This is a genomic window from Streptomyces sp. NPDC094147 (assembly GCF_044764265.1).
GTDB lineage: Bacteria > Actinomycetota > Actinomycetes > Streptomycetales > Streptomycetaceae > Streptomyces.
The window spans coordinates 36,930-45,126 of record NZ_JBIWHT010000038.1; the positions used below are offsets into that span (position 1 = coordinate 36,930).

Annotated in this window: 9 protein-coding genes and 2 pseudogenes; 5 read left to right on the forward strand and 6 right to left on the reverse strand. The window is 70.9% G+C overall.

What is annotated here, in order from left to right; genetic code table 11:
• Positions 1-173 precede the first annotated feature (173 nt).
• A complete protein-coding gene (locus ACIQ8J_RS32315; RefSeq protein ID WP_403275820.1) occupies positions 174-863 on the reverse strand; it encodes a hypothetical protein in 690 nt (229 codons plus the stop codon).
• Between the two features lie 137 nt (positions 864-1,000).
• On the opposite strand from ACIQ8J_RS32315, the gene ACIQ8J_RS32320 reads away from it, so the two are divergent.
• Entirely contained in the window at positions 1,001-1,150 is a 150-nt protein-coding gene (locus tag ACIQ8J_RS32320; protein ID WP_403275822.1) for a hypothetical protein, read from the forward strand.
• A gap of 237 nt (positions 1,151-1,387) precedes the next feature.
• On the opposite strand, the pseudogene ACIQ8J_RS32325 reads toward ACIQ8J_RS32320, so the two are convergent.
• Positions 1,388-1,552, reverse strand: a pseudogene (locus tag ACIQ8J_RS32325) (helix-turn-helix domain-containing protein); the annotation flags it as partial.
• Between the two features lie 207 nt (positions 1,553-1,759).
• Here ACIQ8J_RS32325 and ACIQ8J_RS32330 point away from each other — a divergent pair.
• The 4 genes from ACIQ8J_RS32330 (at position 1,760) to ACIQ8J_RS32345 (ending at position 5,931) form a co-directional block, all read left to right on the forward strand.
• Positions 1,760-2,761: a Gfo/Idh/MocA family protein gene (locus tag ACIQ8J_RS32330; protein WP_403275800.1), complete on the forward strand. Its 1,002-nt coding sequence runs from the start codon at positions 1,760-1,762 to the stop codon at positions 2,759-2,761.
• A complete protein-coding gene (locus ACIQ8J_RS32335; RefSeq protein ID WP_403275802.1) occupies positions 2,758-4,017 on the forward strand; it encodes a DegT/DnrJ/EryC1/StrS family aminotransferase in 1,260 nt (419 codons plus the stop codon). Before ACIQ8J_RS32330 ends, ACIQ8J_RS32335 begins: the two co-directional genes overlap by 4 nt.
• The gene (locus ACIQ8J_RS32340; protein ID WP_403275803.1) at positions 4,014-4,475 is read left to right on the forward strand and encodes an NUDIX hydrolase; all 462 of its coding nucleotides are present in this window, start codon (positions 4,014-4,016) and stop codon (positions 4,473-4,475) included. The genes ACIQ8J_RS32335 and ACIQ8J_RS32340 overlap by 4 nt, the downstream gene beginning before the upstream one ends.
• A gap of 478 nt (positions 4,476-4,953) precedes the next feature.
• Entirely contained in the window at positions 4,954-5,931 is a 978-nt protein-coding gene (locus tag ACIQ8J_RS32345; RefSeq protein WP_403275806.1) for an L-threonylcarbamoyladenylate synthase, read from the forward strand.
• 19 nt (positions 5,932-5,950) lie between these two features.
• On the opposite strand, the gene ACIQ8J_RS32350 is transcribed toward ACIQ8J_RS32345, so the two are convergent.
• The 4 genes and pseudogenes from ACIQ8J_RS32350 to ACIQ8J_RS32365 all read right to left on the reverse strand — a co-directional run.
• Complete coding sequence (locus ACIQ8J_RS32350) at positions 5,951-6,592, reverse strand: carbonic anhydrase (RefSeq protein WP_403275808.1); 642 nt, start codon at positions 6,590-6,592, stop codon at positions 5,951-5,953.
• Between the two features lie 9 nt (positions 6,593-6,601).
• Complete coding sequence (locus ACIQ8J_RS32355; protein WP_403275810.1) at positions 6,602-6,757, reverse strand: hypothetical protein; 156 nt, start codon at positions 6,755-6,757, stop codon at positions 6,602-6,604.
• A 154-nt stretch (positions 6,758-6,911) separates the two neighbouring features.
• Positions 6,912-7,163, reverse strand: a complete 252-nt coding sequence (locus tag ACIQ8J_RS32360) for a hypothetical protein (RefSeq protein ID WP_403275812.1) — start codon at positions 7,161-7,163, stop codon at positions 6,912-6,914.
• Between the two features lie 753 nt (positions 7,164-7,916).
• Positions 7,917-8,197, reverse strand: a pseudogene (locus ACIQ8J_RS32365) (hypothetical protein); the annotation flags it as partial.

An 8,197-nucleotide genomic window follows, 5' to 3' on the forward strand; every position in this document is an offset into this window, starting at 1 on the left:
GAGCCAGAAGACGTTCCCACGGCACACCCGGGGTCCGGCTCGCGCGGTCAGGGGGTGCCCGCGCTCGGTGAGGCGGAGGACACCGCTGTCTTGCCTGCGCTCGTCGTGGCGGCGCAGTTCCCTGGTGATGGGCCTGAGGTTGGGTCGTTCTGTCCTGTAGGGGGCGGGGCGTTCTAGGGGAGGGTGCCGGCGCGGGCGGCGAGGGCGCGGAGTTCGGGGGTGGTGCGGCCGGACAGCAGCAGTCCGGTGATGAGGGATCTCACCGCTGGGCGGGAGTGCGTCTCCTGGGGTGCCTGGTGCTCGGCGGCCAGGAGCACGCGCACGCATTCGTCCCGGCGTCCGCGTTGGGCCAGGGCGGCCGCAACGTCGGTGTAGTACCGTGCCCGGCGCTCGACGCCGGGCAGGCTCTGGGGCGGCAGTGCACGGGCGGCATACAGGGCTGCGGAGGGGTCGCCGGTGGAGAACTCGGCGGAGATGCGGTGGAGTTGGACGGTGGCGGGGCTGAAGCCGCCGTGGTCGCGCAGGGCTGTGGGGCCGCCGAGGTGAGCGGCGATGGCGGCGGCCTCGTCCGTCAGCTCCCGCATGCCTGCCTTGTCGCCGCTCCGCGCGGCACTGTAGGCGGCGGACTGGATCAGCAGGCCGCGTTCGGCGGCGCCGCTGCGGGATGTGCGGAGGCTGGGGTTGTCGGCGGCGTTGAGCGCGATCGACAGGGCCTGTTCCTCCCAGCCGACGCGGCGGGCGAGCACGGCCAGGTTCCGGGCGGCTTCTGCCACGGCGAGGGGGTGCCCGGCGGCTTCGGCCACGTGGCGTGCGCGGTCGGCTGGCATCCAGCCGAGCTGCTGTTCGTCGAGCTTGATGAGCATGCGGGTCGCGAGCAGGTAGCTCTGCCCGAGCAGGTCGAGGTGCTCGGTTCGACGTCGGAGCCGATGGCGTGTCCGGCACGGATCAGACGGGGCAGGCGTACGGCGAGGTTGGTGTAGTGGCAGGTGTGGAAGTCCGTGTGCACGCTGGCGAGTTCGGCGGGCAACTGCTCGGGGCCCGGCAGCTCGTTGTCCTGGCCGATGCCGAGCATCGCGTCCCGCAGACGACCGACCAGAACCTGTCCGACCGGCATATCCTCGGCGGCTGCGGACCCCGGTCCCGGGAGTGAGACGCCGGCTGTGGCCGCGGCTGAGAGAGCCAGGAACTTGCGTCGCCGCACTGGGTCGTCACCGTCCTCCCTCTGGGTTCGTCCCACCCTGGAGCCGGGAAGGCGCGGGTATCCGAGACCCGAGGTGACGGAGTATCCGTGTCGGTTCTCCGCGGGAGGCGAAGCGGCGGTAAGCCCGAACTCCTTGGGCCGGATATCGAGCACGTCAGCGAAGCGTCGGAGCACCGCGACATCGGACAGCGAGGAGAGGCCCCGCTCGTACCGGGAGACCTGGGAGGCGGAGTAACCGGTTCGGGCACCGAGATCAGCAAGCGTCCAGCCCCGGGCCTGCCGCCTGCTGCGGATCAACTCCCCAGGCCTCTTCGGGCGTTCGGATCGCGCTCGCGCTGTGCTCACTGGCATCCACGCCCCCGTCGATGGCCGAGGTGCCGCCCCGCCCACCGTAGACCCGGGCCGCCGGGCCGCAACAGCGGTTTTGCACCAGATGCAAACGGCATTGCTCCTCACGGCAGCGCCCCTGCCGGTACCGGACCAGATGCGGTGCCCTGGAGCAATGCCAAGGCCCGCAGCAGGCGGGCCGACGCGCTTTCCCCGAAGGGCGTGAACGCGATGAGCGTACGCAAGAGGGCAGCCGCCATCGGGCTCGGCCACCAGGCCCTGGACGACCACCTGCCAGGGCTGGCCGGCTCCCAGTTCGCCCAACTCGCCGCGGTCTGCGACACCGACCCCAGCAAGCTCGCCGCCCAGGCCCACCAGCACAACGTCCCCGGCTTCACCGACATCCGCGCCCTGCTGGAGGACGTGCGCCCGGACTTCGCCATCGTCGCGGTACCGCACCACGTCGGCCGTGAGGTCATCGAGACCTGCGCTGTGGCCGGGGTGCATGTGCTGAAGGAGAAGCCGTTGGCGACCAGCCCGGCCGAAGCCGCCGAGCTGGTGGCGCTGTGCGACAAGGCCGGAATCGAGCTAATGGTTACTGCCCAGCGCCGCTTCCACCCGCTCTGCACCGCGGCGGTGCAGCTGCTGGAGCAGATCGGACAGCCGTGCCTGGTCGAGGGCCGCTACACCTTCCACTGCCCCGACCCGGCCGCCGGCTGGCGCGGCCGGGCATCCCTGGCCGGAGGCGGGGCCTTGATGGACATGGGCTACCACCTCATCGACCTGCTCATCTGGTACCTCGGACCGCCCGACCGGATCCTGGCCAGTGCCTCCACCGCCGCACACCCCGACGCGCAGTACGACGCCGAGGACACCGCGCTGGTCCACCTCGCCTACGACTCAGGTCTGTACGGCTCCCTGCTCATCTCCCGCTCGGCCGGTCCGAAGACCGAACAGCTGACGGTGACCGGCCCCCGCGGCGCCGTCGTGATCGAGCGAGGCAGGCTGCGGCGCCTCGCCCCGGACGGGCAGTTGATTGAGTCCCTGCCCCGTGAACCGGCCTGGCCCTCCGCCGATGCCGCGCAGATCGACTGCTTCTGCCGCGTGCTCGACGCCGAGCGGACCAATCCCTGCGGCCCCCGCAGCCATGTGGCGCACGCCGCGTTCCTGGCCGCCGCCTACACCACCCAGACCTCCCTCACACCCGCGGACCCGAAGGAGTACCTGCTGTGACCGCCGACTCTCCCCTCGCCCTCTTCGGAGGTCCGCCCGTCATCGACGTCCCCGGCCCGCACTTCTCCTGGCCTCCGATCGGCGACAGCGACATCGCCGCCGTCACCGGCCAGCTGACGTCCGCGGTGTCCATCCCGGACCGCTCCGGTGTCATCGCCGAGCTGGAGGACACTGTGGCGTCCTTCCTCGGGGTCCGGCACGCCGTCACCACCTGCACGGGAACGGCCGCCCTGCACTCGATGTACGCCGCGGCCGGCATCACCCCGGGCGACGAGGTGATCGTCCCGGCGCTGACGTTCCACGCCACAGCCACCCCGCTCTTCCACCTCGGCGCCCGCCCCGTGCTCGCCGACGTGGACGAACACGGGCAGCTCGACCTCGACGACGCCGCCCGCCGCATCACCCCGCGGACGAAAGCCGTCGTCGCCGTCCACCTGTGGGGCCTGCCCGAAAACATGGACGACCTGCTCTCCTTCAGCGCCCGGCACAATCTGATGCTCCTCGAGGACGGCTCCCATGCCCACGGCGCCACCTGGCGCGGCCAACTCGTCGGCTCCTTCGGCCGCGCCGCGGCCTTCAGCATGAACGGGCCCAAGCCCCTCTCCGCCGGGGAAGGCGGGTTCGTCGCCACCGACGACACCGAGCTGTACTACCGCGCGCTGATGCACGGCCAGTACAACAAGCGGTGCCGCCGCGAAATCCCCGCAGACCACGCCCTCGCCCCCTACGCGGTCACCGGCATGGGGCTCAAGCTGCGCATCCACCCCCTGGCGGCCGCACTCGCGGCCACTCAACTTCCCCGCCTGGAGGGCTACCTGGCCGGACGCGAAGCTGTCGCAGCACGGATGCGGAAGGCCCTGCGCGAAGTACCGGGCATCGACGTGCCGCACCCGCCGGCCCATGCCCGTCCGGCCTGGTACGCGCTGCCGCTGCGCTACGACCCGGCCCGGCTCGCCGGCCTGTCCGTCGAACGGTTCATCGAAGCCGTCCGTGCCGAGGGCGCCAAGGAGATCGACCAGCCTGGCTCTACCCGCGCCCTCGGCGAGCACCAGCTGTTCCGAACCCCCGGAGCCCTCCTGCCCGGCTACGCCGACCACCAGGGACCCGACGCCGACAGTTTCGCCAACGCCCAGTGTGTGCACGGCAGTACGGTGAAACTTCCGGTGTGGCACGGCGAACAGGACCTCCACCTCGCCGACGCGTACACCGCGGCCATCATCAAGGTCACCGACCACCACAAGGAACTCGTGAAGTGAACGCCCCCGTCGACGCCGCCCTGCTGGGCGACCTCCTCCACACCGCCGATGCCGACGGCATCACCAAGCACGTCGTCGGTGCCGTCATCCCCAACACAGACGGCAAGGTGCTGCTGCTTCACCGCGCCGCCGACGACTACCTCGGTGGTCTGTGGGAGCTTCCTTCCGGCGGCGTCGATGAGGGCGAGACCCTGACCCAGGCCCTGCACCGGGAAGTCGCCGAAGAGACCGGCCTCACGGTCACCGAGATCGGGACCTACCTCGGGCACTTCGACTATCGCTCCAAGAGCGGCAAGAAGACCCGGCAACTCAACTTCACCGTCACAACCACCCACGAGAGCGACGCGGTCAAGCTCACCGAACACGATGCACACCTGCGGGCCGACCGTACGGAACAGGAGCAAGTCTCCAGCGCCGTACAGGCCATCCTCGCCACCTGGCGACAGGAAGGCGCGTGAAGGATCAGTGGGGGAGGGTCGATGCCTGCCGCGTCAGGCCGCAGCGGGCGATTCCTCGACTTCCTTGGCCCTGACCGCGGCACCAGGCATGTCACATGCCGGCGTCGCCTGTCGAAGAGTGGAACGGATGCATCCGCCGTCTCCTCGACGAAGCCAAGGCCGGACGCGCCGCCGGCGTCCGTTCCTCACGTTCATCGACTGCACCGGCCTGTCGGCGCTGCTGGCCGGCGCCCGCGCGGCGAAGGCCAGCGGCAGCGAGCTGGGCTGTGCTCGGTCCCGCATCCGCTGGCGAGGCTGCTGCGGCTGACCCACACGGAAGCGCCTTCACCATCCAGCAGCCGGGCGGACGGTGAAAGCCTTGACCGGCCGGGAGCGCTGCTGCGCGTACGGCGGTTCGGACAATGGAACCGTGGTTGGCGCTGAGATTGATCATGGCCGTCGCCGGGTCCTTGTGTGATGTGCACCTAGGATTGCGAGGGTGACGGCAAGCACCATTGACATTGAGAAGGCAGCCGGTGTGCTCCGCGCCGGCGGCCTGGTGGCCCTCCCGACCGAAACCGTCTACGGACTGGGCGCCAACGCCGAGGACCCCGCCGCCGTAGCGCGCATCTTCCAGGTCAAGGGGCGCCCGCCCTCCCACCCGCTGATCGTCCACATCGGCAGCGCGGAGGATTTGGATGACTGGGTTGAGAGCGTGCCTGCGGCGGCGCGCATGTTGGCCGAACGGTTCTGGCCGGGGCCGCTGACGCTGGTCCTGCGGCGCGGTCGCAGGGTGCCGCTAGAGGCAACCGGTGGGCTGGAGACGGTGGCCGTGCGTGTGCCCGATCATCCCGTCGCGCTCGCGTTGCTGTCGGTCTTCGGCGGCGGCGTGACGGCCCCGTCCGCCAACCGCTTCGGCGCGGTCAGTCCCACCACCGCGGACCACGTCCGAGCGGAGCTCGGGGATGGAGTCGACTTCGTACTGGACGGCGGCCCCTGCCAGGTCGGCGTCGAGTCGACCATCGTCGATGTCACGGGCGAGACACCGAGCATCCTGCGGCCCGGCGGAGTGACACGCGAGGACCTTGAAGCGGTGCTGAGGAGCCCGATTGCGTTGCCTTCGACGAGCGGTGTCCGGGTGCCGGGCCAGCACCCGTCGCACTACGCACCGCAGGCGCGGGTCGTCCTGGTCGAGCCGGAGAAGATCGTTGCCGAGGCTGAGCTTGCGCTGGAGTTAGGGCACCAGGTGGGCGTTTTTCTTCCGCCCTCCTTCGCCGGCGCTTCGGTGAAGGCCCACGCCGTCGTGGCCCTTCCCCCTTCGATGGCCGCCTACGCGCACGGGTTGTACGGGTTCCTGCGTGACCTCGACCAGCAAGGGTGCGACCTCATCGTCGCGTCCGTGCCGGTGGAGGAGGGGCTGGGACTGGCGATCGCCAACCGGCTTCGCCGGGCTGCGGGGCCCCGGACCACCGTGTGAGCGTCCGTGGCCGGGGCGGTCAGGAGGTGGTGGGGACCGCCGCATCGAGGCCGCGAGAGGCGACGAGCTGTGCGCTGCCGTCGGCCAGCCGGTAGGAGAGTCCCACCACGCCGAGGCGGCCGGCGGCCACCCGCTCGGCCAGGACGCGGGAGCGTTCCAGCAGCAGGTCCACGGTGTGCTCGATGTGCTCGGCCAGGATCTCTTCTGCCGTCTCGCGTCCGGCGGCGCGGGCTGCCAGCACGCTCGGGGTCACCCGTTCGACGACGTCCCGGACGAAGCCGCCCGGCGTCTGCCCGTTCTCCAGGGCGGAGCAGGCTGCCGCGACGGCGCCGCACGAGTCGTGGCCGAGGACGACGACCAGCGGCGCGTTCAGGACATTCACGCCGAACTCTATGGATCCGAGGACTTCCGTACCGGCGACATGCCCGGCGGTGCGCACTACGAACAGGTCGCCCAGGCCGCGGTCGAAGATGATCTCGGCGGCCAGCCGGGAGTCGGAGCACCCGAACATCACGGCGAAGGGCTGTTGGGACGGTGCGGTCTCGGCGCGGCGGGCGGCGTCCTGGTTCGGGTGCTCGGTGGCGCCTGAAACGAAGCGCTGGTTACCGGCCATGAGCAGCTCGAAGGCGGCGCGGGGCGTCGGGGTGTCGATCTCGGTCATGGCGGCAGCCTACGAGGCGACTCCGGCCGTCGCACCGCCTGGTCCCGCCTGGTCGGGCGACGCTGCCGGCTTGAGCGTCACCCCCAGGCGCCGGGCGAGGGCGGCCTCGATGCGGAACCTCAGTGTGCGGCGCAGATGCCCGGCCCCGTACGGCCGGTGGTCCACAGCCCTGCGTTCGTCCTGCACACCCGCACAACGAGCGAGGCACGGCCCGCGCTGTCGGCTATACGAGGGCGGACCGCCCGAGGATCACCCGCCGTCCCCTCCGTTCCGGCCTGCCCCAGCAGCTCCGTCATGACGTCCTTCGTGCCGTCCTCGGTCAGCCGGGCATCGCGGTCGCGGCCGGTGAACATCTCCAGCAGGGCCCTGACAGGCAGGTGGGCCTCCGCCGGATACGCAGTCTCCCGTCCAGACGGTGGGTGTAGTGCGTGCGCCGCCCCTCTCGCTCCCGGCTGAGGTAGCCGACCTGGTCGAGGTAGCCGACGATGCTCTGGGCGGTGCGTTGGGTGACGTGGCAGGCGGCGGCGATGTCACGGATACGCGTGGCGGGATCGCGCGCGATGGCCACCAACCACGCGCGCGTGGTTGGTGAGGAAGCCCCACCCTCCGGCCTGCTGGTCCACGATCAGCCTGCCCCTTCGATGCTGCCGCGCCGGAAACACCGGCTGGAGACTTCCCGAAACCCGGTTCATCCATTGTCTGTGGAGAACGGTCAGGCGGCACGGGCCAGTCCGCCCCTGCAGAGCAGGTCCCCCCGAGTGGGTACGGGCTCCGGTATCGCCCGCGCCCGAAACCCGGGTGATTCCGGCGGCACCGAGTCCCCCTTGCCTGTTCGGCTTGGGCCGGTGCCACGCTGCCCGGCCCATACAGGAACCCTGTCCTGTGTGGGCCGGGCAGTTCCCGTTTCCCGGGCCGTCGCGGCGCACCAGGAGCGGCGCGGCGCTTACCAAGCCACTGCGCTGCGCACTACCTGCGCAGGTACCGGGGCAAGCCCCGGTTGGTAAGTGCGGTGGTAAGTGGCGGTGCCCTTGGTAAGCCGCATCCACCCGCGAGAGTGCGGGGCTTGCCCGGCTTGCTCTTCAACGTGCCTTACAACTTGCTCTCCAAGGTGCCCTTCAACGTGCCTTACAACGTGCTCCTCAACTTGCCCCCAGTCTCGCCGGTGCGCCGGGGAAGCTGCACGTCGGAAGGCTGGTCAAGGGGGCAGGCGCGCGCCGACTTCTTCTCTGTGACACCCCTTTTGGCGTCGGCGGAAGTTCGGAGCCGGCCACGGCCTGGTGGTGGTTGTCCTGGCGGGGCAATCGGTGCTGCCCGTGGTGGGAGGTCATGGGCGGCGGTTGAGAGTGTGGAGGGTGGTGAGGATCGAGCCGACTGCGCCAAGGATGCCGAACAGGGCGAGGACGGCCTGGGCGGGCTGGGCTGCGGCGGGGTGCTCGGCCAGGGCGTAGAAGAGGAACGCGGCGAGCAGGGCCACCATCGCGATGGCGAGGGCGGTCACGATGCGGCGGATGGTGGGGTCGGTCTGCGGCGCGGGCTCCGGGTTCGGGACCGAGGGGGCGGGCGCGGCCGGGGTGGCCGGGGCGGGGGTGGTGGGCTCGGCGGTCG